At 38.7% G+C, this 22,207-nt stretch carries 21 protein-coding genes; 10 read left to right on the top strand and 11 right to left on the bottom strand.

Annotated elements, in window-relative coordinates; all coding sequences use genetic code 11:
* The first annotated feature begins 81 nt into the window (after positions 1–81).
* From ACG72T_RS05750 to ACG72T_RS05765, 4 genes are read left to right on the top strand one after another with little or no spacing between them, the layout of a single operon-like run.
* The gene (locus ACG72T_RS05750; RefSeq protein ID WP_395265197.1) at positions 82–1,266 is read left to right on the top strand and encodes a galactokinase; all 1,185 of its coding nucleotides are present in this window, start codon (positions 82–84) and stop codon (positions 1,264–1,266) included.
* A complete protein-coding gene (locus tag ACG72T_RS05755; protein WP_395265198.1) occupies positions 1,266–2,711 on the top strand; it encodes a UDP-glucose--hexose-1-phosphate uridylyltransferase in 1,446 nt (481 codons plus the stop codon). Before ACG72T_RS05750 ends, ACG72T_RS05755 begins: the two co-directional genes overlap by 1 nt.
* Complete coding sequence (locus ACG72T_RS05760) at positions 2,708–3,700, top strand: LacI family DNA-binding transcriptional regulator (protein ID WP_395265246.1); 993 nt, start codon at positions 2,708–2,710, stop codon at positions 3,698–3,700. The genes ACG72T_RS05755 and ACG72T_RS05760 overlap by 4 nt, the downstream gene beginning before the upstream one ends.
* 30 nt (positions 3,701–3,730) lie before the next feature.
* Complete coding sequence (locus ACG72T_RS05765) at positions 3,731–4,087, top strand: YisL family protein (RefSeq protein ID WP_395265199.1); 357 nt, start codon at positions 3,731–3,733, stop codon at positions 4,085–4,087.
* 142 nt (positions 4,088–4,229) lie between these two features.
* On the opposite strand, the gene ACG72T_RS05770 is transcribed toward ACG72T_RS05765, so the two are convergent.
* A complete protein-coding gene (locus ACG72T_RS05770) occupies positions 4,230–5,081 on the bottom strand; it encodes an alpha/beta hydrolase (protein ID WP_395265200.1) in 852 nt (283 codons plus the stop codon).
* A gap of 206 nt (positions 5,082–5,287) precedes the next feature.
* Here ACG72T_RS05770 and ACG72T_RS05775 point away from each other — a divergent pair, with 206 nt between their 5' ends.
* From ACG72T_RS05775 to ACG72T_RS05785, 3 genes are all read left to right on the top strand, one after another.
* Positions 5,288–6,319 (top strand): branched-chain amino acid aminotransferase, encoded by a 1,032-nt coding sequence (locus ACG72T_RS05775; RefSeq protein WP_395265201.1) that lies wholly within the window; start codon positions 5,288–5,290, stop codon positions 6,317–6,319.
* Positions 6,320–6,849: 530 nt separating this feature from the next.
* Positions 6,850–7,329, top strand: a complete 480-nt coding sequence (locus tag ACG72T_RS05780) for a nucleoside 2-deoxyribosyltransferase (protein ID WP_395265202.1) — start codon at positions 6,850–6,852, stop codon at positions 7,327–7,329.
* Positions 7,330–7,508: 179 nt separating this feature from the next.
* On the top strand, positions 7,509–8,309 hold the full coding sequence (locus ACG72T_RS05785) for an SLAP domain-containing protein (protein WP_395265203.1): 801 nt from the start codon (positions 7,509–7,511) through the stop codon (positions 8,307–8,309).
* Positions 8,310–9,202: 893 nt separating this feature from the next.
* Here the strand turns inward: ACG72T_RS05785 and ACG72T_RS05790 are convergent.
* The 3 genes from ACG72T_RS05790 to ACG72T_RS05800 are packed head-to-tail and all read right to left on the bottom strand — an operon-like array spanning position 9,203 to position 12,749.
* Positions 9,203–10,357, bottom strand: a complete 1,155-nt coding sequence (locus ACG72T_RS05790) for a hydroxymethylglutaryl-CoA synthase (protein ID WP_395265204.1) — start codon at positions 10,355–10,357, stop codon at positions 9,203–9,205.
* Entirely contained in the window at positions 10,357–11,598 is a 1,242-nt protein-coding gene (locus tag ACG72T_RS05795) for a hydroxymethylglutaryl-CoA reductase, degradative (protein WP_395265205.1), read from the bottom strand. The genes ACG72T_RS05790 and ACG72T_RS05795 overlap by 1 nt, the downstream gene beginning before the upstream one ends.
* Positions 11,595–12,749, bottom strand: coding sequence for a thiolase family protein (locus ACG72T_RS05800; protein WP_395265206.1), 1,155 nt, complete (start codon positions 12,747–12,749; stop codon positions 11,595–11,597). Before ACG72T_RS05800 ends, ACG72T_RS05795 begins: the two co-directional genes overlap by 4 nt.
* A 92-nt stretch (positions 12,750–12,841) precedes the next feature.
* Between ACG72T_RS05800 and ACG72T_RS05805 the strand changes: the two genes are divergently transcribed.
* Positions 12,842–13,126, top strand: a complete 285-nt coding sequence (locus ACG72T_RS05805; protein WP_395265208.1) for a hypothetical protein — start codon at positions 12,842–12,844, stop codon at positions 13,124–13,126.
* Here ACG72T_RS05805 and galU read toward each other — a convergent pair whose 3' ends face one another.
* From galU to map, 3 genes are read right to left on the bottom strand one after another with little or no spacing between them, the layout of a single operon-like run.
* A complete protein-coding gene (gene galU / locus ACG72T_RS05810) occupies positions 13,127–14,047 on the bottom strand; it encodes a UTP--glucose-1-phosphate uridylyltransferase GalU (protein WP_395265209.1) in 921 nt (306 codons plus the stop codon).
* Positions 14,047–15,006, bottom strand: coding sequence for a YihY/virulence factor BrkB family protein (locus ACG72T_RS05815; RefSeq protein ID WP_395265210.1), 960 nt, complete (start codon positions 15,004–15,006; stop codon positions 14,047–14,049). The genes galU and ACG72T_RS05815 overlap by 1 nt, the downstream gene beginning before the upstream one ends.
* Before the next feature lie 15 nt (positions 15,007–15,021).
* The gene (map, locus tag ACG72T_RS05820; RefSeq protein ID WP_395265211.1) at positions 15,022–15,816 is read right to left on the bottom strand and encodes a type I methionyl aminopeptidase; all 795 of its coding nucleotides are present in this window, start codon (positions 15,814–15,816) and stop codon (positions 15,022–15,024) included.
* Between the two features lie 131 nt (positions 15,817–15,947).
* Here map and ACG72T_RS05825 point away from each other — a divergent pair, with 131 nt between their 5' ends.
* The gene (locus ACG72T_RS05825) at positions 15,948–16,403 is read left to right on the top strand and encodes a flavodoxin (RefSeq protein WP_395265212.1); all 456 of its coding nucleotides are present in this window, start codon (positions 15,948–15,950) and stop codon (positions 16,401–16,403) included.
* A gap of 2 nt (positions 16,404–16,405) precedes the next feature.
* The gene (locus ACG72T_RS05830) at positions 16,406–16,864 is read left to right on the top strand and encodes a GtrA family protein (RefSeq protein ID WP_395265213.1); all 459 of its coding nucleotides are present in this window, start codon (positions 16,406–16,408) and stop codon (positions 16,862–16,864) included.
* A 20-nt stretch (positions 16,865–16,884) separates the two neighbouring features.
* On the opposite strand, the gene ACG72T_RS05835 is transcribed toward ACG72T_RS05830, so the two are convergent.
* From ACG72T_RS05835 to ACG72T_RS05850, 4 genes are read right to left on the bottom strand one after another with little or no spacing between them, the layout of a single operon-like run.
* Positions 16,885–17,538 (bottom strand): Crp/Fnr family transcriptional regulator, encoded by a 654-nt coding sequence (locus tag ACG72T_RS05835; RefSeq protein WP_395265214.1) that lies wholly within the window; start codon positions 17,536–17,538, stop codon positions 16,885–16,887.
* Between the two features lie 25 nt (positions 17,539–17,563).
* Positions 17,564–19,378, bottom strand: coding sequence for an aryl-sulfate sulfotransferase (locus tag ACG72T_RS05840; protein WP_395265215.1), 1,815 nt, complete (start codon positions 19,376–19,378; stop codon positions 17,564–17,566).
* Between the two features lie 11 nt (positions 19,379–19,389).
* On the bottom strand, positions 19,390–20,583 hold the full coding sequence (gene trxB, locus ACG72T_RS05845; RefSeq protein ID WP_395265216.1) for a thioredoxin-disulfide reductase: 1,194 nt from the start codon (positions 20,581–20,583) through the stop codon (positions 19,390–19,392).
* A complete protein-coding gene (locus ACG72T_RS05850) occupies positions 20,580–22,064 on the bottom strand; it encodes a hypothetical protein (RefSeq protein ID WP_395265217.1) in 1,485 nt (494 codons plus the stop codon). The genes trxB and ACG72T_RS05850 overlap by 4 nt, the downstream gene beginning before the upstream one ends.
* Positions 22,065–22,207: the final 143 nt, after the last annotated feature.

Here is a 22,207-nt window from a genome sequence, read left to right on the forward strand (position 1 = left end):
AAATCTATAGGCCTTGTTTTTCACATTAGAAAGCGCTATCATTTTTGTTAAGTAAATATTTAGTAAAAGTGGAGTGAAATTATGGATAAAAAACAACTTCTATCTGGCTATCAAGAAACTTTTGGAGAAGCTTGCGAAAAACTTTTCTTCTCACCAGGAAGGATCAATTTGATCGGTGAACATACTGATTATAACGGTGGCAATGTTTTCCCTTGTGCTATCAGTTTAGGAACTTATGCAGCTTATGGAGCTCGCAATGATCAATTAGTAAAACTTTATTCCAAGAATTTACCTGATACTGGTGTGATCAGTGTCTCTTTGAGTGATTTGAGTTTTAAAAAAGAAGACGATTGGGCTAACTATCCTAAAGGGATGCTTTACTTATTACAAAAAGCTGGCTTTGAATTGACTCACGGCTTCAATCTCTATATTTATGGTAATTTACCTGACGGTGCTGGGTTATCATCTTCAGCTTCAATTGAACTATTGATGGGTAACATTGCAAACGATGTCTTTAATTTAGGCATCGACCAATTAAATCTCGTCAAAATGGGCCAACAAAACGAAAATCAATATATCGGTGTCAATACTGGTATCATGGATGAATTTGCGGTTGGTATGGGTAAAAAAAATCAAGCCATCTTACTAGATACTAATACAATGGAATATCACTATGCCCCAGTTGAGTTAGGGGATCACGTGATCGTCATCATGAATACCAACAAGCAAAGAGCTTTGACCGACTCTAAATATAACGAACGCCGTAGCGAATGTGAACAAGCTTTAGCTCGTCTACAAACTAAATTAAATATCAATTCTCTTGGCGACCTTTCGATCGACGAATTCGACCGCAACTCATATTTGATCAACGATGATATTTTGTTGCGTCGGGCTCGTCACGCTGTCTTTGAAAATCAACGGACTCTAAAAGCTATCAAATATTTAAAGGACAATAATCTGGTTGAATTTGGCAAACTAGTCAACGCCTCACATATTTCCTTACACTATGACTATGAAGTTACCGGAATTGAACTGGATACTTTAGTTGAAGCAGCTTGGCAACAGCCTGGAGTTCTGGGAGCTCGGATGGTTGGCGCTGGTTTCGGTGGCTGTGCGATTGCTTTTGTTCAAAAAGATCAACTCGATGACTTCAAACAAAATGTCGGTCAAATTTATCAAGATAAAATTGGCTATGCAGCTGACTTCTATATTGCTGAAATTGCGGACGGACCTAAAGAAATTGCTCTTACCGAGGTGGAAGAATAATGTCTTGCGTAGACGATTTTGTGGAACAAATTATTACTGCGGACAACGATTATCAAGCGTTGGACCGCATCTATCTTTATAATCGAATCTGTGCCCTAGTTGGCGACGATAATCATCAGACTAACCCAGACTTAAAACAAGCCTTGATTGATACTGCCATTACAAATAAAAAAATTGACGGTAGTGTCACTTCTCAAGAGATCCTCAACGATCAATTGATGGACTTTTTGACTCCACGGCCCTCAAAGGTTAATCAAGAATTTTGGAATCTTTATCAAAATAGTCCTGAAGCGGCAACTAATTATTTCTACCATTTGAGTCAAGATAACGATTATATCAAGACCAAAGCAATTGCTAAAAATATCTCTTTTCCTGTCACCACTGATTATGGCGATTTAGAAATAACGATCAACCTTTCTAAGCCTGAAAAAGATCCTAAAGCAATTGCTGCTGCCGGTCGTCAAGCTCAAACTGGCTATCCTAAATGCCAACTTTGTCTTGAAAACGAAGGCTACTTGGGACGCCTTGGTTACCCTGCTCGAAGCAATCATCGGGTCATCCGTTTCTTATTGGGTGGTCAGACTTGGGGCTTTCAATATTCGCCTTATGCCTACTTTAAGGAACACGCTATTTTCCTCAATCAAAAACACCAACCAATGATCATCAATCAACATACTTTTAACAATTTGTTGGAAATCATCAGAATTTTCCCTCAATATTTTGTCGGGAGTAATGCCGATTTACCAATTGTGGGCGGCTCAATGCTTAGCCACGACCATTATCAAGGTGGCCGGCATGTCTTTCCAATGATGAAAGCCCCAATCGATCGAGAAATCAGTTTACCAGTCGATCAAGTCAAAGCGGGAATCGTTAAGTGGCCAATGTCGACTATTCGCCTAACGAGCCAGAGTCCAGAACAACTAGTCAAAGCAGCCAACTTGATTCACGAAAATTGGATGAATTATTCCGACGAAACAGTTCAGATCAAGGCTTACTCTAACGAAACACGTCATCACACGGTCACACCAATTGCTTATCGAGTTAATGACCAATATGTGCTCGATATCGTTTTGCGTGACAATCAAACATCTGCACAATACCCTGATGGTATTTTTCATCCCCATCAAGATGTTCAGCATATTAAAAAAGAAAATATTGGTTTGATTGAAGTTATGGGCCGGGCAATTTTGCCAGCTCGTCTGAAAAACGAGTTGCATCAAGTCGAACTATATTTATTGAATGAACCTAATCAAATGGCTGATTATCATCAAACTTGGGCTGATCAATTGGCTAAAAAATACCACTTTACGGCTGAAAATGTTTCTCAATTAGTCAGAAAAGAAACTGGTTTAGTCTTTGCTCGGGTTTTAGAAGATGCTGGGGTTTTCAAATGGGATCAATCCGGACAAACTGCCTTTGATAAATTTATTAGGAGTTTAGAATAATGGCAACTTTACGTGATATTGCTCAAAAAGCTCAAGTCTCACCCGCAACAGTTTCTCGAGTACTCAACAACGATTTGACCTTATCAGTTACTGACCAAACAAGAGCCAATATTTTACGGATCGCCACGGAAATGAATTACCAAAAGGCCAGTCGCCACAATGCCCGTTTTCTCAAACATATTGCCTTGGTGCAATGGTATTCTGAGTCCAAAGAACAAGACGATCTCTATTACATGACTGTTCGTGAAGGTATTGAACAACAAGCACCGACTTACGGTTTTGAGATCAGTCGCATTTTTCACAATGAATTAGACCAGATTCCAGCCGATATCGATGGCATTATTGCAGTCGGAAAATACAGTCGTTCGCAAGTTGATCAGATGACTTCAATCAGCCACAATCTCGTTTTCATTGATGATGACCAATTTCCTCAAGGTTTCGATACGATCGTCACTGATTTTAAGTATGGCCTAAGACAAGTCATAGACTACTTTATCGAACATAACTTAAAAAGTATCGGCCTCATTTATGGTGAAGAGAAATCGACTGATGACTTGCGGGTTATTCCTGATTTTCGTTATCAAAGTTTTAAGGAAACGATGACAGAGCACCAGCTGTTCGACCCCGATCTATGTTTCAAAGGCGACTTCACGAAAGATTCTGGTTATCAACAAATGAAATTAGCCCTAACCGCTCAAAAAGCTCTGCCTCAAGCTTTCTTTATCTCAAATGATCTGATGGCTGCTGGAGCTTTAAAGGCTCTCCAAGAAGCTAATATCAAGATTCCTCAACAAGTCAGTCTCTTCAGTTTCAATAACACCGCTTTAGCCAGTTACGTTAACCCAGAATTGAGTTCCGTCGATGTAGCGACTGAACAAATGGGTGCGGCTGCGGTCGATTTGATGCAAGACCTGTTGAATAATCCCCGCCATGTCGCTAAAAGAATGGAATTAGCTACCAAATTAGTCTTTCGTCAAAGCACTATCTAAATGTTATGATTGAGCTTTAGGAGGAAGATTATGATTTGGTTATGGACTCATTTATTAACTTGGGTGATTATGGCATTGATGATTTTGTTAGCCTTATTCACCAATTCGCATACAAAAATTTACGAAATGATTACACGTATCGGTTATTTAGTGATCATCATTACGGGAATAAAATTGGCTATTCGTGCTTGGTCAGTCGAACCCACTTTGTTAATCGTCAAAATAATTGTGGCTCTGGTCTTTATCGGACTAGTTGAGATTGCCTTTGCACGCAAAAATCAACAGAGACTTAATAAGAATTTAATTTGGATCGTGGTGGTCTTTTGCCTAGTCACCGCCCTGATCGGCTTTGCTTTAGCCGGTTGGTATCCTTTTGTTCAACATTAAAATTTTAATCAATCAAAAGGGTTTTGACATAAGTCTCAAAAAAATACTCGATGGGGAATTTTTACAATTTCACATCGAGTATTTTCAATTTCAAGACTGTTTTGTCACAGCCTCTGTTGGATATTAATGTATGATACTAAGTTCACTTTTTCCAAAGAAAATTAATGAACAACTTATCAACTTGTTTATTCTCATGTAATTGACTATGTTGTCCCATCTTCCCTTTGATCTTCTTTTCTTGATATGACTTAGCCCGGTTGGCCACCAAATATCTCAGTGACTGTGACGAGGAATTGCTGACGCGGCCATCTGAATGAGTCCCATCTTCAATATCACCAAAAATATTCAACACTTCGGTATTGGTTGGATAAATTTCTCGTAAAGGAAGAAGTTCTTGATAAGACTTATTCATTTTATCTGGTTTGCCATCGCTAGCTAACTTTACCTGGTTAGGCTTGTCGCCCATGCCCAAGATACCATTGAAGTGACCAGCGATATCGACGACTTTATTAATTTTAGGAGTACCTTTTTTCCCAGCATTCTCCATAATGTAATAATTGACCGCCATATTGCCCATTGAGTGTGCTACGAAATTAACGCTGTCAAATTTATACTCTTTTTGAAGCAAAGTGATGACATTCTTGACCCACTGACTGGCTTTATAGGAATTACCCATTTTATTGTTGTCAAAATTGACTTCGACGATTGGATTCTTGGCACTCTTAGGAATTGAACCAATCATCTTAGCGTAGCCATTATCTGAGACATTTACTCGAACGATTCTATTCGTGACGCCTGCCTCTTTGGCCGCATTGGTCATTTGAGTTTCTGCATTGACACTGCTGCCAAATCCATGGAAAAAGAGTGTTGGTGTATTAGTCTGGACGTACTTGCTGGAATCCACAGCTTGATTATTCTTACTGCAAGCGACTAATCCCCCAAAGGTTAAAAGAATTATTAAAAGAATCGAGAGACTCAATTTTTTCTTTTGCATCCCGCTGCCCTCCTACACTTTTACTACCTATTGTAACGATTGAATGTCAATTACCCTAAGAAAAACTCTTTAAATTTTCAAGTAGTATTTTTTAATTATTAATCAGTTTTTGACATTGACAGTTGGTCGAGCGACTACTAAGATAAATTTAATAATAATAAGTTTTCTTATCTTATTAAAAATAATTTAACCAAGGAGATATTTATATGACTAAAGCAGACCCTAGTACAATCGATTGGAACAATCTCGGTTTCAACTACATGGACTTACCATATCGTTTTCTAGCTCATTGGAAAGACGGCCAGTGGCAAGATGCCGGACTGACTGAAGACAGTACGCTACATATTAGTGAGGCTTCACCAGTTTTGCATTATGGTCAAGCAGCTTTTGAAGGTATGAAAGCTTACCGTAATCCCCAAGGTCAAATTCAATTGTTCCGTCCCGACCGTAACGCCAAGCGTATGAAAGAATCATGTGAAAGATTATTGATGCCCGTTTTCCCAGAAGACAAGTTTGTCGAAGCTGTCAAAGAAGTAGTCAAGGCTAATGCTGATTTTGTTCCTCCATATGGTTCCGGAGCAACTTTATACCTCCGTCCTTTGATTATCGGAACAGGTGAACAAATTGGTGTCCACGCTGCACCAGAATATATCTTTACGATTTTTGCCATGCCGGTTGGTAATTACTTTAAAGGTGGCTTAACTCCTGTTAACTTCACCACTTCTCAATATGACCGTGCAGCGCATAAAGGAACTGGTCAAAGTAAAGTTGGCGGTAACTATGCTGCCAGTTTATATCCTGGGGCCAAAGCTCACGAACAAGGCTTCGCAGATTGTGTTTACCTTGATCCTATCGAACATAAGAAGATTGAAGAAGTTGGTTCCGCTAACTTCTTTGGAATTACTAAGGATGACACCTTCTTGACACCTAAGTCACCTTCTATCCTACCAAGTATCACCAAGTATTCCTTGCTCTGGCTAGCAGAACATCGCTTAGGACTCAAAGCTAAAGAAGGCGACGTTTATATCGACCAATTGGATCAATTTAAAGAAGCCGGCGCCTGTGGTACTGCTGCAGTTATCTCACCTATCGGTGGTTTGGAACATAACGGCAACTTACACGTCTTCTATAGTGAAACGGAAGTTGGTCCAATAACCAAGAAGCTCTACGATACCTTAACTGGAATTCAATTTGGTACCGTTGAGGCTCCAGAGGGCTGGATTCAAGTCGTTGAGTAATAATTGAAAATTTTAGCAAAATAAAAAAGCTTAACCGGGGAAGTTAAGCTTTTTTTGTGTTTCGTCATATTATTGGGAAAATTAGTTATAACACTCATAAATTATCCTAAAGAAGGGTAAGCTGGAAGAATCGTGTTATAACTGGCTATGAGGTAGTAAGATTCACGACAATGCCCTCAAATCCTCAGTTTTTCAAGTGGTCGATTTAATCACTATCAGCGCCGTCCCCCCAGAATTGTTGAGTATTCTATTGAAAACGTCTAATTGATAAACCGAGATACATTATCTCTGAAACCTTACAAGTAATATTATATATTTATTCCTGGAAAAAATGTTATCCAAGATTATTAAAAAATATTATTCAAAAGTGGAATATTTTATCAGTCATTTTCTATGGTAAACCTCATTCCTAAGCCAATAGATTTCTGATATATATCATTATATTTATCTGATGCTTTAAGTTTTCTTAGTATTGCTAATGCAGGAATGATAAGATATTAGCAGATATTAATAGAAAGAGGGATTTTTACATGAAAATTTATTTTGCCAACGGTTTATTTGCTTTAGCAGATCGGATGTTCAACGAATATGTCGTTGATAAAATTAGAAAAATGGATAGTTCGATCGAAGTTTATTTACCCCAAGAAAATGGTGATATCAACGATAAAATGAACTATGCCGATTCAATCAAGATCGCCCAAGAAGATAACAAAGAATTGTTCTCCTCTGACTTAGTTGTTGCCATTCTCGATGGTGACACAATGGATGATGGTGTAGCCTCAGAAATCGGATTAGCCTTTGGTAAAGAAATTCCTATCATCGGAGTCTATACTGACCTCCGCCAAAGTGGTTTTGAGAATCCTAAAAAACTCGAAGCTGTCAAGCATATCGGTGAAAACCCCTTCGCCTATATTAACAATTACACTATCGGTTTGATCAAGATGAACGGCATGATGGTCGATAATATTGATGATATGCTAGAAGGTATCAAAAAATATTCCAATAAATAATTTTTTGTTTTTTGACAAATTTCCGTTTCAATTCGATTACATATTTTTTACAGTTACTTTATAACTAATTTACAGTTGGGTTATTTTCAACATATTCTGGTCTAGACGTTATATGATTACACTCGTTGAGAAAATTAATAAAATCTATGAGTTTTTTAATTCGGGGGAATCATTTTATAATGAAGATCAAAAAAATTGTTGCATCACTATGTGCCGTTACTTCAATTGCTTTAGATAGTTTCGTAATTCCAGCTCAAACAGTTGACGCCGCATCAGTTACAACGTCAGATACTAGTAGTGTTATTTATGTCTCAAATACCAATGGAGCTCAACTTTACACGACTCCAGATAGCCAAGGAAATATGAAGCTTGCCGGAATTGGTTTACAAAGCAAATCTGGTTGGCGGACTAACAAAATTGCTAACGTCTTAGGTGCAACATATTATCAAGTTGCTACTAACCTATGGGTTTCAGCCTATGACGTAACTACACAAGCTCCAGCAGTTTCTTTAGATAAAGATATGTACGTTAAAGCCAATGGTGGCGTTAATCTATATGACGCTCCAAATGGTAACTTTAATGGTAATTCAATTACTGGTGGTACAATGGTTCACGTTTACGCAAGTAAAACTGACGCCAATGGTGCTACTTGGTATGATGTTGGTAGAAACCAATGGGTCAACGGCCAATACTTATCAAATGACAACGTTAAACAAACTTTAACAATGTCAGCAACTGCTTATGATCCTGCTGTTCTTGGATCAAGCATGGGTTACAGTGGCGTGGCCGCTAACTTATCAAAATTCCCTAAGGGAACTCATTTAAGAATCACTGCAAGCAATGGTCAAACATATGACCGTGTAGTTAATGATACTGGTTTGTTTGCTTACAGCAATCCTAACCAATTGGATATCGCAATGCCAAATTCACAAGCCTTACAATTCGGTCGCCAAAATGTGACTGTTCAAGTAATTGGCTAAAATTATCTATTAAAAAGGATTGAATCTGAGGGGATTCAATCCTTTTTTGCTACAAAAAAAGAGCCCTCATACACTTGAGGACTCTCCTGGTAAAACTTAAGTGGTAAGATGAAATCACTGTAGTTTCATCAACGTTAAATGAATCTAAGTATTAACTGAACCTTACTACCGTAAGCATATTACCAAGATTAGTAATATGTTTAGCTAATGGAGCCTAGCACAACATATGTTGAGGGTGTGCGACTACTTTTTTGGTCGATCTTATGTTAACTTTTGGCACTAGTCCCAAAATGTCTTTAAACTGTACAGACTCTAAATCCTTTGGTTTTTACTGATTCTACCATTCTCTAAAACGATAAAACTTTCATATGCAAATATTTTTAGGGCTACAGTTCCTGACATTTCATCTTTACCACGTCTTTAATATATCATCTTTCGAAAGCGGATACAATGTTTTACTATATACTATCTGAATACTAAAAAAGGACTCTCGATGATTGAGAGTCCCTAGTTAGATATAAGTGGTAAGATGAAATTTACTGCAGTTTCATCAACGTTAAATGAATCTAAACCTTAAATGAATCTTACTACCTGAAACATATCTTACTAATATGAATGTGTACAACTTATAGTATGTTCAACTAAAGGATCCTAGCGAATTATGTATTGAGATTTGTGCGACTAACTAATTAGGTCGATCTTATGTTAACTTTTATCGCTAGTTCCTAAAATGCCGTTGAACTGTAATGCCTATCAATTTATGGGTTTTACTAATCCTACCATCTCCTAGAAACGATAAAACTTTCTTATCTAAATCTTTTAGGGCTACAGTTCCTGACATTTCATCCTTACCACATCTATAATATAACATTAAGTGTAAGCGATTTCAATGCTTATTTTTTAACTCGATAAAGTCGTTCGTTCTCTTTAATTTCACTCAAGTAAAATTTCTCCGTAACTGCTTCTGGATCAACGATTGTACCATCAGTATATTCAATTTGATACATTTTTTGGTAGTCAGCAATACTTAATTTTTCTCGTTGCTCAAGTAAATTTAATATCTTCTGTTTGTCGATTACTTTTTCAAACCCAGATTGGATCTCGCCACTAAAGATCTCGCCGACGGCACCAGAACCATAACTGAACAATAAGACTTTTTCCTTAGCGGAAGCGGCATTAACTAAATAAGATAATAGTCCCAAATAAAGTGAACCCGTATAAAGGTTACCAACATCTCGACTGAATTTAATGCTAGCTTGATAATGATCACTTAATTCAGCGTACTTTGCCTCTGAGACTTTACCTTCTAAAGTTCTTAGGGCTTTGGTACCCATCTTCGTGTAAGGAATATGGAATAACATCGTTGAAAAGTCATCCGCCGTCTTATTGTACTTAGCCTGGTATTTATCCCAAAGCGTTGTAAAGAAATCTACATACACTTGATTGGAGAACTTTCCTCGTGCAAAAGCAACTTTAGAAAAAGTTGGACGCCAGAAGTCACCGACATTTCTCGTCATATAAACTGATTGGTGATCAAGGCGCAAGACACGTGGTTCTTCACTGACCAACATCGCCACTGACCCAGCCCCTTGTGTCACTTCTCCAGGAGTCTTGATTCCATATTTAGCAATATCACTGGCAATTACTAAGGCTTTTTTACCAGGGTTCAAACTCACAAAGTCATAGGCTGCTTGTAAACCGGCAGTTGCTCCAAAACAAGCTTGTTTGATTTCAAAAGCGCGAATATCTTCTGGCAAGTCTAAGAGATCCATCAGAAAAGCAGCAGTAGACTTTGATTCATCGACACCACTCTCTGTACCCACGATCAAAAGACCTAAAGCCTTTTTATCAGCGTCCGTTAAGATACTATCGGCTGAACTAGCGGCCATAGTTACGGCATCTTGATAAGGCTGAGGAACAGCTTGCTTTGATTGACCGATCCCAATCGTAAATTTATTAGGATCAACGTCACGAGCCTTAGCCAATTCAACGATATCAATATAATCCTTAGGAACATAAAAACCGATCTTATCTATTCCAATATTCATTATTTATTTCTCAGCTCCTCTAAAATATCTTCTGCATTTTTTAACGTATAATTTTTAGTCTGATTCAATTTTTCAGCTACTTGACCAATTTCACTGCCAACCGCTCCAGCTGATAACGCTAGTGACTTACTCTGTAAGCCCATGTGACCAGCTTGGATTCCTGTGGTTACTAAGGCCCTCAAGGCAGATAAATTATTGGCCAGACCAACAGCGCCAACAACTGATTGCAACTGTTGACTATCCTTGATCTTCATAATCGCTAAACTCAACTGTGCCATTGGCAAGGCTTTAATAGCACCACCAACGCTCCCTAACTCAATTGGCATCACCAAGGTACCCACCAATTGCTGGTCAACAACCTCCCATTTACTCAAAGGTTGATAAACTCCGGAATCGGAGGCAAAACTCTGGCAAGCCGCTTCTTGAGCTCGAAAGTCATTCCCAGTTGCTAAGAGTACGGCATCCACGCCATTCATAATGCCTTTATTGTGCGTAACAGCTCGTTTGAGTGACTTTTGGGCAAAGTCTGATAGTTTAGCTATCCTACTAGCTACCTCAGCTCCAGACATCGTTTTGGTTGCCAATTGTTCAAACGCAACTTTAGCTTGAACTTTGATGATCTGACCGGCTCCACTATTCGACAAAATACTGCACAAAACATCGCCATTAAGCAATTCCGACACTTTGTGAGCCGTTTTTTCTAAAATCGTATTGACGATATTTGCTCCCATCGCATCGACGGTATCAATTTCCAGTTCCAATTCCGTGAACTCAGCTAATTGATTGACTACAATCGAGACGACGCCACCGCCACGTTTGATCAGGCTAGGATGAACTTGTTGAGCAAAGTCTTTAATCTCTAATTTGAGATCTAATAATTGTTGTTGCTGAACTTTAGTCAAGTTTTCTAAAACAATCTGCCCATAAACTAAACGTTTAGAAGGCAACGTTTTGAAGCCGCCACTTGCTTTGATACGCTTAGCACCATTTGAAGCGGCAGCAATGACTGATGGCTCTTCAATTACCATTGGCACCAGATAATCAGTTCCGTCGATCAAGAAGTCAGTCGCAAAACCATAAGGCAAGCCAAAACTTCCAATTTGATTTTCACTGAGACTGTCCGCTAGATCTGCAGTAAGACCTTGGCGCTGCTGCAATAATTGAGCTTGAGCCTGATTTATATAACCGCCATCAAGTAACAATTTGATCCGTTCTTGATCGGTCAATTGATAGATTTTCATAGCAATTTTATCCCCATTGCCATGCCCATGCCTCCACCGATACAAAGCGAAGCTAGGCCGGTAGTTTGTTTTTCTTGCTGTAGTGAGTTGATCAAAGTAGCGATCATTCTAGCGCCTGTGGCACCTAAAGGATGACCTAAGGCAATCGCCCCACCGTAAATATTTAATTTCTCAGCTGGCAGTTTCAAATCACGACTTACTGCGACTGCTTGTGAAGCAAAAGCTTCGTTAACTTCGAAGAGATCGAAATCTGAAACATTTTCGTGATAACGGTCGAAATATTTATTAACTGCATAATAGGGAGCGTAACCCATGTAATCTGGGTCAATACCGATTTCTACATAACCAGTCACTTGAGCTAGATAATTCAAGCCTAATTCTTTGGCTCGGCTTTCTTTCATCAGAATGACTGCGGCAGCACCATCATTGATCGGTGATGAGTTACCAGCTGTAACTGTACCTTTTTTGTCGAAGACCGTTCTCAATTGTCCCATTTGTTCCAAAGTCGTGGTCGGACGAATCGATTGATCAGTCGTAATTTCTTCGCCGTTCACTTCGATGGGAATAATTTCTTGAGCTAATTTACTTTCTGCCTGATGAGCTTTTTGATGAGAATTAAAGGCAAATTCATCTTGTTGTTGGCGAGTGACGTGATACTTGCGGGCAACATTCTCAGCTGTCATCCCCATAGGTAAATGATTGAAAGCATCATTTAAACCATCATTGAACAATGTATCCGAAAGCTTGGGACTAACTTCCATCTTGCCAGTCCGGGGGGCATAAAATGGTGCATTGGACATGCTTTCGACGCCACCAGCGACTACGATTTCCGCATTGCCCATTCTAATTGCGGAAATTGCTTCATAAATAGCTTTCATACCTGAACCGCAAACTTGATTAATTGTCATGGCAGTAGCATCAACTCGACCACCAACGTTTAATTCAATTTGACGTGCCGTATTTTGACCCATACCAGTTTGATAAACATTCCCAAAAATAAATTGGTCGATGATCTTGGGGTCGATTCGATTATTCTTTAATAATTTGGTTACTAATTGGCTACCCAATTCAACTGCTGTTAAATCAGCAAATTGACCTCGAAATTTGCCGATAGCAGTTCTTTTTGCATCTATAATTACAATTGAATCCATAATTTTTCCCTTCAAACTTGGTAGAATATCCTTAAGCCTTTATGATAATTTAATTAGACGATAAAAGCAAATAAAAGTGGTGGAATTTTCTTATGCGTACTATTGATTTAATCTTATTATTGAATGATTTTAAGAAAAATAACCGTATCTTCGTTGAGACAGCCGACCAAACTTTACCGGTCGTCGATCTTGAAGCTATTGACGACGAGATTATCTTAAAAACTGCTCCCAACATGCATGGCTTGAAAAATTGGGAATTCTTGATCTTGCTCAACCGAAAAGCTTATTACGAAATGCCCATTTTTTTCAACAATAAAAACAGCCATCAACAACTCTTTGGTTTCAGAGTTATTAATGACTGTCTCTTACTCGGTTAATTATTTTGAAGCTTTCTTGTTGCTAGTAGTTGATTTGTCTTCAGCTTGAATTTTCTTAGCTAGTTCAAGAATATATGGTTTCAATCCATCCTTTACTTCGGGATGTGTCAATCCATATTCAATATTTGTCTTAACATAACCAAATTTATTTCCGACATCATATCTTTGACCTTTGAATTCGTGAGCAAAGACACGTTGTGTCTTGTTCATACGGTCGATAGCATCAGTCAGTTGAATCTCGTTACCTGCACCTGGTTTTTGAGTTGCTAAGAGATCAAAAATTTCAGGAGTCAATAAGTAACGGCCAATAATAGCTAAATTACTTGGTGCGTCCTCAACCTTTGGCTTTTCAACGAAACGCTTAACATTGTAGAGTCCTGGTTCATTTTCGCCTTCTGGATCAATCACACCATACTTTGAAACGTCTTTTTCAGGAACTTTCATAACAGCAATCGTTGAAGCATGAGTTTTCTCATAGTCATCGATCAATTGCTTTGTCAAAGGAACTTTGTCTTCCATCAAGTCGTCGCCTAACATAACGATGAAAGGTTCATCAGCAATAAATGATCTAGCTTGAGCAACAGCGTCACCTAAACCGTTTGGATGAGCTTGGCGGCTATAGTACAAGTTAACTCCAAGATTTGTCGTATCCTGAACAACTTTTAGAAGTTCAGTCTTGTTCTTTGACTCCAAGTTTTGTTCCAACTCAGGAACAGAATCGAAATGATCTTCGATCGAACGTTTATTTTTACCAGTGATGATCAAAATATCTTCGATGCCTGAAGCTTTAGCTTCCTCAACAATAAATTGAATCGTTGGCTTATCAACGATTGGCAACATTTCCTTAGCCAAAGCCTTCGTTGCGGGTAAAAATCTTGTTCCTAATCCTGCTGCTGGAATAATTGCTTTTCTAACTTTCATTAATTTTTCTCCTTTTCATGCGATTGCATATAACTAGTCAATCTACCAGTACTTATCCTCAAATAAGGGCCGCCAATAGCTTGTGCAAAAGCCACGTTGATGGCATTTCCAAATAAAAAGATAGTCACTGACATATTCACCCAGAGCAAAAACACAATAATCGCTCCGATAGCACCGTAATTATCCCAAGCTGAACCAAAATACTTTAAATAATATGAGAACAACTGTGATAAACCTAAAACGCCGATACTAGTAATAACGGTTCCGGTTAAAATGTAATAAAACTTCAGATGGATATTGGGTAAAAAATAAAATAAAGCAAACATGATCAAAAACATTATAACAATAGCAAAGGGCCATTTCCAACGTGTAAATTCTTCTAAAAGCCTTGAATTCACTCGTAGCAAGGGAATTAGCCAATTCAAAAAAAGTTGGCCAAATGTAAACGTTACAATTGCTGCAACGCCAACCACGATCAACAATAACGTCGTCACAAAAGCTAACCCCCGACGAATAATGTAATTGAGAAAAGTTTTTTCCACAAACAGACTGTTAACATCCAATCCATAAGCTTCGTTCATCGTCATCTGCGCAATATTTAAGCCTCGTGAAATTGCCCAAAGTGCTACGACAATACCAACCGACAAGATACCCTTATTGGAACTAGACAAAACCTTCACGATCGTCGGCATCAAATAGTGATGCAAGTCATCTGGCAAAATAAATTCGATGTAACTGACGACCGTCGGTTTGTCCATGTGTAAAAGTGGTATCAAGTTTCCCACCACAATTATCATTGGAAATAGCGACAACAAAATATAATAAGTGATGGTCTTTGAAGCCATCGGTAAATTTGAGTCTGTCACTGCTTGGGTCACATATTTGATAAAGCCGGTCAATTTCTCACGCTTAGCAATGTTTTGCTTAAATAATGGCACTGCTGGTTTATTTTCTTCCATTATTTGCACCAATGATTAAAGTAAGTATTTTGCATCGTATTCAGGATCTTGAGAAGTCAAAATCTTAGGACCATCTTTGGTAATCGCAATCGTGTGCTCGTATTGAGCCGAATCAGTTCCATCAGCCGACACGAAATACTCCCAACCATCAGCCTTGACAAATTTATCTTTAATTTCCCAAGTACCCAGATTGACCATAGGTTCAATTGTAATCGTCATACCTTCACGTAATCTTAAACCTTTGCCAGCTTCACCATAATGAGGAACATTGGGAGCTTCGTGCATTGTTGGCTGAATTCCATGGCCAATTAGATCACGGACATCACCCATGTGGTTTTCATCTTCAACGTAATGTTGAATCGCATGACCGATATCGCCGATACGATTGCCAATAACTGCTTGGTCAATTCCGAGATAAAGTGATTTCTTCGTTACGTCCATCAGCTTTTGGTCTTCAGCTGAGATCTCGCCAACCGCGTAAGTCCAACAAGAGTCACTTTCATAGCCATCCAAGTTAACGGTCATATCTACTTTAACAACGTCCCCACTCTTGAGAATGAGACCTTTGCGAGGAATACCGTGAGCAACTTCATCATTAACACAGACACAAGTAGCATATTTGTATCCTTCAAAACCTTTTTCTGATGGACGGCCACCATGTGAAATAATATAGTCGTTCGCAAAGTTTTCAATTTCCATCGAAGAAATACCCGGCTTGATGATGTCACGTAAACCGATATGAGTATTAGCTAGCAGTTCCCCAGACTTTCTCATACCTTCGATTTCTCTTGCAGATTTTAATGTAATCAAGATTTAACATGTCCCTTCAAAAAAATATTAATCTCATTATAACATTGTCCTAGTTTTTCATTTAGATAGCTGGTAATATTAATTTTTGCTATAATATCCCAAGATATATAAGAATGAGGCGTTAATTAAATATGACAAAAGTAAAAATCGTCTATGCCAGTATTACCGGTAACGACGAGGATATCGCATACGTTTTAACGGAAAAATTTGAGGACCTTGGTTGCGACGTCGAGATGAGTGAAGTCTCTCAAACTGACGCTGCTGACTTTGAAACAACAGATGTTTGTGTGATAGCTAGTTATACATATGATCAAGGAATCGTACCTGATGAGGCTTTGGACTTCTATGAGGACATGCAAGACTTAGACTTATCAAACAAAGTCTATGGCGTTTGTGGTTCTGGTGATACATTCTACGAGGATTTTTGTCGTGCCGTCGATGAATTCGCTCAAGCCTTTGAAAAGGTCGGTGCCACTAAAGGTGCTGAATCTGTCAAAGTAGAGTTGGACCCAGAACAAGTTGATATCGACCATCTAGATAAGTTTGCGGAATCAATCTACCAAAAGGCTCAAGAAATGGATCTTTAGTTATGAATTTCATCAAAAAGTATCGTAATTTCTGGGTCTATTGTTTCTTTGGATTCCTAGCATCGATTATCAATATTGGAATCTTTGATCTTTCACACAACTATTTCCACATCCCACTCTGGTTAGCTAATACCATTGCTTGGCTCATTTCGAATTTCTTTTCCTTTTTCGTTACCAAGTTATATGTCTTTAAGTCAGAGATCGGTGACTTCAAAAAAATGCTGAACGAAGGCATTTACTTTCTGATCAGTCGTATTTTCTCACTGATTTTCGATGATGTTTTCATGATCGTTGCCGTTTTAATTTTCCCATGGAACAATTTGATCATCAAAGCAATCGACCAGCTAGTCGTGGGACTATTTAACTACTTCTCATCCAAGCTGATCTTCAACTACGAAAATCGTGTTCTACTCAATAAAATCAAAGAATTAAAAGCTAAAAGAAGTCGCAATGAATTTTAATATTCACTGCGGCTTCTTTTTTAAATTTCTAAAACCAATTTATCCTTATCGATATGGCTTAAAACATTATGATTGATTTTGAAAAATCCTTCTTGATTCATCTTATGCAGCTCTTGATTCAAAGCTGAACGAGTAACATGCAATATCTCTGAAAAAGCTTCCTGTGAGACTGGAAATTCAACACGCAGATCTGTGTCGCTTTCTGTAGAAATCAATTCGTCACTCAAAATCCAATAAGCTATTCGCTCACGAACTGTCTTGTAACCTAAACAAGCAATTAAGCGCTGATTTTCCAAACCTCGTTTAGCGAGTTGCTGAATATAGATCTGAGAAAATTTCTTATCGCCGAAAACGACTTTCGAAAAAACTTCAATCGGTATCCAACAAATCTCACAATCACTGATGCTTGCTAAATTGTAGGTGTAATACATGTCTCCCGATAGATACAGATACTCCAAAATAATACTGTCTGGACTGAACAAGCTACTGCACATCTCTTTGCCATATTTGGAATAAGTAATAGCTTTAAGATAGCCCTTTTTAACGATCCCGACGTGTGTAATCAAAGTTCCGGGGGTTCTGATAATTGTATTGCGTTTGTATTTTTCAAGGTGATAATTGCCCGAAACGATCGGGTTTTGTAAGATGTTTTCAATAAAATCACACTTCTTCATTCAAAGCCCCCCTTTACTATCTATTCTACTTTAAAGCGTCGTCCAAGAAATCACAAACATCATCATAATCTCTTTCACCATTGAATCTTTGAATTTCCTGACCATCCTTGAAGATTGCCACAACAGGAATACCGGCGATCTTATGACTTTCAGCTAATTTAGTTTCCGCATCGATGTCAACGTATCTGATTTCAAAAGCATCTTTGAAGTCTTCCTTGAGTGCTTCTTCCAAAACAGGATGCAAGGCTTTGCAGTGAACACATCTTTCTGCACCAAAGAGAACTAAGACAGGCTTGTCTTTTATATCGAGGACTCTTTCTTTGAAGTTAGCTTGTGTCAAAGGTTCAAAGAAGTCTTTATCTATGTCGAAGACCTTTTTCTTGTTTATAACTGTTGTATCTTCATCATCGGTGGCAACACATAGAGCAACATCCTTGTAATAAGGGACTGTTCCTTCGACATCAATAACCTTTTTAGCTCCAAACTTACCAGCACCTGGAACTCGATATGTCGTATTGTCGATAGGCTCAATCGCAACTTCTTCTGGCGTTGGTTCTTGAGGAACATAGTCATATGGGTAGCGATAAGCCCGATAGATCATATTATTAGTTGGTGTTCCTGGATCATTATGAGTGTAATATGGCGAGATCCATTCCCAAACGATCTCTTTTTCAGGTGTGATCTCAATCAAGCGTCCATCCGAACCTTCGTCAATCAAAGTGTTACCATTTGGTAGTCGTTGAGCTGAGGAAACATATGGACTATAAAACTTGCTAGCATCAACGGGAATCGCATTGCCAAAGTCTTTAGGTGTTACTTCCCAGACAACTTTCAAAGTCGTTGGATCAAATTCAATCACTCGACTGTAATCACGCGTGGCATTCTTACTACCGATCTTCGATGATGGATTTGGAGTGCCATAGCCAGCCCAGCCACCATTATCAAAGACTAACAAGTTACCAGCACCAGGTAAACCTTTAGGAATCATGTGGAAGTGATGTTGTCCAACGATCCAGCCCAATTTTCTAAGTTCGGGTGTTGCATTGAAATCTGGCCCGATCTTCCAAACTAGGTGACCAGTATCTTTATCTAGAATTGCCAAAATGTTGGCCTCACGGCAGTCAAAGATGATATTAGTTGGTTTGAAACGTTCGTCACCAGCGTCGTACCACTTGTTTGGTCCCAAATAGCTCATACAGTTAACATGTAGATAATCGCCCACGCCGCCATCAGATGAACGCATATTAGGGTCACGGAATAAGACGTTCTTTGCGGCCTCATCAAAGCCAAGTTCATCAAAATGATCACTGATAGACCATTTCCAAAGAATATTTCCTTCCCAGTCAACTTCATACATTACTTCATCGAGCAATCGTTTATCAGAAATCTCTAGATTATGAATCGTTTGATGTCCTAAGATCAAAGTATTACCAGATAAAGCTTTGGCCTCTTGACCAGGTACATAATAACCGACTGGATTTCCTTCTCTTTGGAAATCATGGTGACTTCTAGCCATCCAACGATGATCACGTCCAGGGTCATCGATTTTTTCTAACTTATCGAATTGCCAAACAATGTTACCATCATAATCAATTTCAATCAGATTAACACCATCTTGCATCCCATAATCAGGATGTCTGAAGCCAGAAGTTCCCATGACATATCCACCTTTTAATAACTTCGGTGGCATACCTTGCATCTTCCAGCGTCTAACTTCATTACCATTCATATCGAACAGTAACACGCCATCATTGATCAACGGTACTAATGTATAGCCATTAAAACATTTGTCAGGTTTATAAATTGTTGTTCCATGTGGAAATACTGAAGGTTGTCCCATTTTTCTCACTCCTAATTGTTAACTAGATTTAATTCTGAAATATCATTGATAACTCTCTTCAATTGACCATTCTCATACAAAGCCGCTGCTACGGTTTTATTCAATCCCAAGCGACTGAACAAGAGACTCTGGCGGGAAATATCTTGCTTATAAACTTTATAACCGCTTAACTCTTGTTCAAATTCTCTTGCCAAGTCGATATCTTGAGATTCATAAGGATTGTAAAAGACAAAAGCTATTTTGGAATCATTGCCATTCAACAGACTATCGATTTGTTGCTTTTCACTTAAATACCTCTGTGCAGCAACTACCGCTTGAGCACCATCGCCACAAGCAGTAATGACTTGCTTCAAGAAATTATTAGTGCAGTCCCCAATTGCGTATAAACCAGGGACACTGGTCTCTTTTTTATCGTTGACTTTGATATAACCATGTTCATCACAATCGACTAATTCTTTTACCATTTCCGTTTGTGGGGTCATTCCAATGAAGAAAAATACACCACTGGTAGGATGTTTGGTTAATTCACCTGTATTAACATTTTTAATCGTGACACTCTCAACTTTGTCTGTCCCCTCAATGGCATTCAAGGTTGAGTCCCAGATAAAATCAACTTTGGGATTATTCTTGATGTTCTTAGCTGCAACTTCATTACAATCTAAAACTCCCGGATCGTGCAAAACAACGATGTGAACTTTACTAGCGAAACGGGCTAAATATTCCGACTCTTCAATCGCCTGGTCACCAGCCCCAACGACGTAGATCTCTTGATTTTTGAAGAATTCGGCGTCACAAGTGGCACAATAGGAAACTCCTTGACCAACAAATTCTTTTTCACCCGGAATATTCAACTCTCGTGGCACTGTCCCCAAATCTAAGATGACTGACTTCGCTTGAAAATCGCCTCGACGTTTGGTTGAAACCACAAATCCCTCATCATTTGGAACAATTTTTGTCACGGTCGTCCGCTTCAAGGATACTGTCTCGTTAGCTTGGGCATGTTCTTTGAATTCCTCCATCAAGTGTTGCCCTGAATCAAGCTTGGTTCCTGGATAATTCTTCACTTCGGCCGTTTCAGTAATGCGGCCACCATAGCCACTTTTTTCGATCAATAAAGTTTTCATTTCGGCGCGCCCAGCGTAAATGGCTGAGGTTAAACCACCTGGACCGCCACCTACGATCACGACGTCATATGTTTCATTCATACGCCCACCTCCTCGAGCTTAACTTTGTTTGAGTGTTTTTGTTTATCTTGTAAAACCCAGAAGAAACAAACTAAGGTCAATAACAAGCAATAATAACTTGATGCAAAAATTTCAAATGGATTGATAGATATATTTTTAAAACCGGTTACATTCATCTGATTGATCAAGGTAATAGCTCCCATGACAAAGGCACTGTTTATCGGAACTATCGCGGTAATATTCGTTGCCATCCCTGTAAGCAAATAGGACCGTTTATTTGGGGAAATACCTGAACTCTGACCAATCTTATCGGCCACATCACCAAAGAGCAAAATTGCTGGCAAAACGCAGCCGGACAATAAGATATTGATCACTCCAATGCTCAAGATCAAAACCATTTCGGCACCAACTTGTGTTTGAATCGCCTTTTTGCTTAAAATCCAATCACATAACATATCCAAACAGCCTGATTTAACGGCTACTGCAATCATGCCAAATAGTAGGATCGATGAAATAATAATATCGGCCATACTATAAGTACCCTCGAGCAAGATCCCACTCAAAGCTTGATTCTTACCAACTGCCAAGATGTCGTTCATCTGAAAATTACCGCTGATCACTCCCAAAAATAAACCGATGACTGTGGCATAGGATAGGCCTAAGAACAGATCTTGCTTGATAAAGCTAATGATCAATAAGATAGCAATCGGTATCAACATCAGCAGTCCTAATCCATTAGCGCTCTGCTTAACTTGTAACAATTGCTGGGCATCAACTGCCGCTCCATTAGAACCAAAGAAATAAAATAGCACTGCACTGATAAGAGCAATACCTACTAGGTAAGGACTACGTTGCTTCATGACCGCCTGTAAGTTGGCTGGTTGATGAGTTTTTCGATCGTGTTGCGTATCAAGCGTTGTATTAATTACTTGAGAACTTGGCGACATTGCATCACCAAAAAATACACCGCTCAAAATTGCTCCCACGAGTACTGAAGCCTTTGCTCCCAACATTATCCCCGGAGGATAAAAGATTGGTACTACGGCAAAGACAGCCGCAATTGGTGCTCCTGTCCCCATCGAAATAATCGTTGAAGCTAAAAAGGTGAAAACAACAAAAGCCCCACCGGTAATATTCAACTTTGTACTCAACCAAACAAAGCCGCTGCCGACATCACCAACTGTCAGTAACTTGGTAAAGATTCCGATCAAGATAAATGTAAAAATTAACTTTGAATTTCCAAATTGTGCCAGGCCGCCAATGACTACTTTCCAATATTTAGACTTTTCTTTCACAAGGAAGAATGCGAGAAACAAGCCAATAATTGATGCTACAACTAAGCCTTTCATCGAGTAGACATGATAAAAAATTGCTAAACCTGCACTGATGATAATGTAGACAATGATTGGTATCATGCCCATTTGCTTACCACCATAAAATTCTATTTCGTATTTATGTTCACCATCCTTCTTTTCAATCACCTTGCCAATACCTCTTTTCATTTAAGATCATCGACTTAGTTTTTGTTATCTTCTTCACAATTTAATTTAGCAGATAATCAAAAAAATTAATGTTGCCTTTCTAACATTCTTCCCAAAAAAGTTAAAAATTGAACAAAAAAATCCAGCAGGTCAACCATTATTGC

Source organism: Companilactobacillus sp. FL22-1, assembly GCF_043951805.1.
Lineage (GTDB): Bacteria > Bacillota > Bacilli > Lactobacillales > Lactobacillaceae > Companilactobacillus.

Excerpts from the sequence above, each read along its gene's own strand:
- ACG72T_RS05790 (WP_395265204.1), bottom strand. The coding sequence starts at position 10,357 with ATGAATATTGGAATAGATAAGATCGGTTTTTATGTTCCTAAGGATTAT.
- ACG72T_RS05840 (WP_395265215.1), bottom strand. The coding sequence starts at position 19,378 with ATGGGACAACCTTCAGTATTTCCACATGGAACAACAATTTATAAACCT.
- ACG72T_RS05825 (WP_395265212.1), top strand. The coding sequence starts at position 15,948 with ATGACAAAAGTAAAAATCGTCTATGCCAGTATTACCGGTAACGACGAG.
- ACG72T_RS05835 (WP_395265214.1), bottom strand. The coding sequence starts at position 17,538 with ATGAAGAAGTGTGATTTTATTGAAAACATCTTACAAAACCCGATCGTT.
- ACG72T_RS05785 (WP_395265203.1), top strand. The coding sequence starts at position 7,509 with ATGAAGATCAAAAAAATTGTTGCATCACTATGTGCCGTTACTTCAATT.
- ACG72T_RS05770 (WP_395265200.1), bottom strand. The coding sequence starts at position 5,081 with ATGCAAAAGAAAAAATTGAGTCTCTCGATTCTTTTAATAATTCTTTTA.
- ACG72T_RS05795 (WP_395265205.1), bottom strand. The coding sequence starts at position 11,598 with ATGAAAATCTATCAATTGACCGATCAAGAACGGATCAAATTGTTACTT.
- ACG72T_RS05850 (WP_395265217.1), bottom strand. The coding sequence starts at position 22,064 with ATGAAAAGAGGTATTGGCAAGGTGATTGAAAAGAAGGATGGTGAACAT.
- ACG72T_RS05755 (WP_395265198.1), top strand. The coding sequence starts at position 1,266 with ATGTCTTGCGTAGACGATTTTGTGGAACAAATTATTACTGCGGACAAC.
- ACG72T_RS05775 (WP_395265201.1), top strand. The coding sequence starts at position 5,288 with ATGACTAAAGCAGACCCTAGTACAATCGATTGGAACAATCTCGGTTTC.
- galU (WP_395265209.1), bottom strand. The coding sequence starts at position 14,047 with ATGAAAGTTAGAAAAGCAATTATTCCAGCAGCAGGATTAGGAACAAGA.
- ACG72T_RS05830 (WP_395265213.1), top strand. The coding sequence starts at position 16,406 with ATGAATTTCATCAAAAAGTATCGTAATTTCTGGGTCTATTGTTTCTTT.
- trxB (WP_395265216.1), bottom strand. The coding sequence starts at position 20,583 with ATGAATGAAACATATGACGTCGTGATCGTAGGTGGCGGTCCAGGTGGT.
- ACG72T_RS05805 (WP_395265208.1), top strand. The coding sequence starts at position 12,842 with ATGCGTACTATTGATTTAATCTTATTATTGAATGATTTTAAGAAAAAT.
- ACG72T_RS05750 (WP_395265197.1), top strand. The coding sequence starts at position 82 with ATGGATAAAAAACAACTTCTATCTGGCTATCAAGAAACTTTTGGAGAA.
- ACG72T_RS05815 (WP_395265210.1), bottom strand. The coding sequence starts at position 15,006 with ATGGAAGAAAATAAACCAGCAGTGCCATTATTTAAGCAAAACATTGCT.
- ACG72T_RS05765 (WP_395265199.1), top strand. The coding sequence starts at position 3,731 with ATGATTTGGTTATGGACTCATTTATTAACTTGGGTGATTATGGCATTG.
- ACG72T_RS05780 (WP_395265202.1), top strand. The coding sequence starts at position 6,850 with ATGAAAATTTATTTTGCCAACGGTTTATTTGCTTTAGCAGATCGGATG.
- ACG72T_RS05800 (WP_395265206.1), bottom strand. The coding sequence starts at position 12,749 with ATGGATTCAATTGTAATTATAGATGCAAAAAGAACTGCTATCGGCAAA.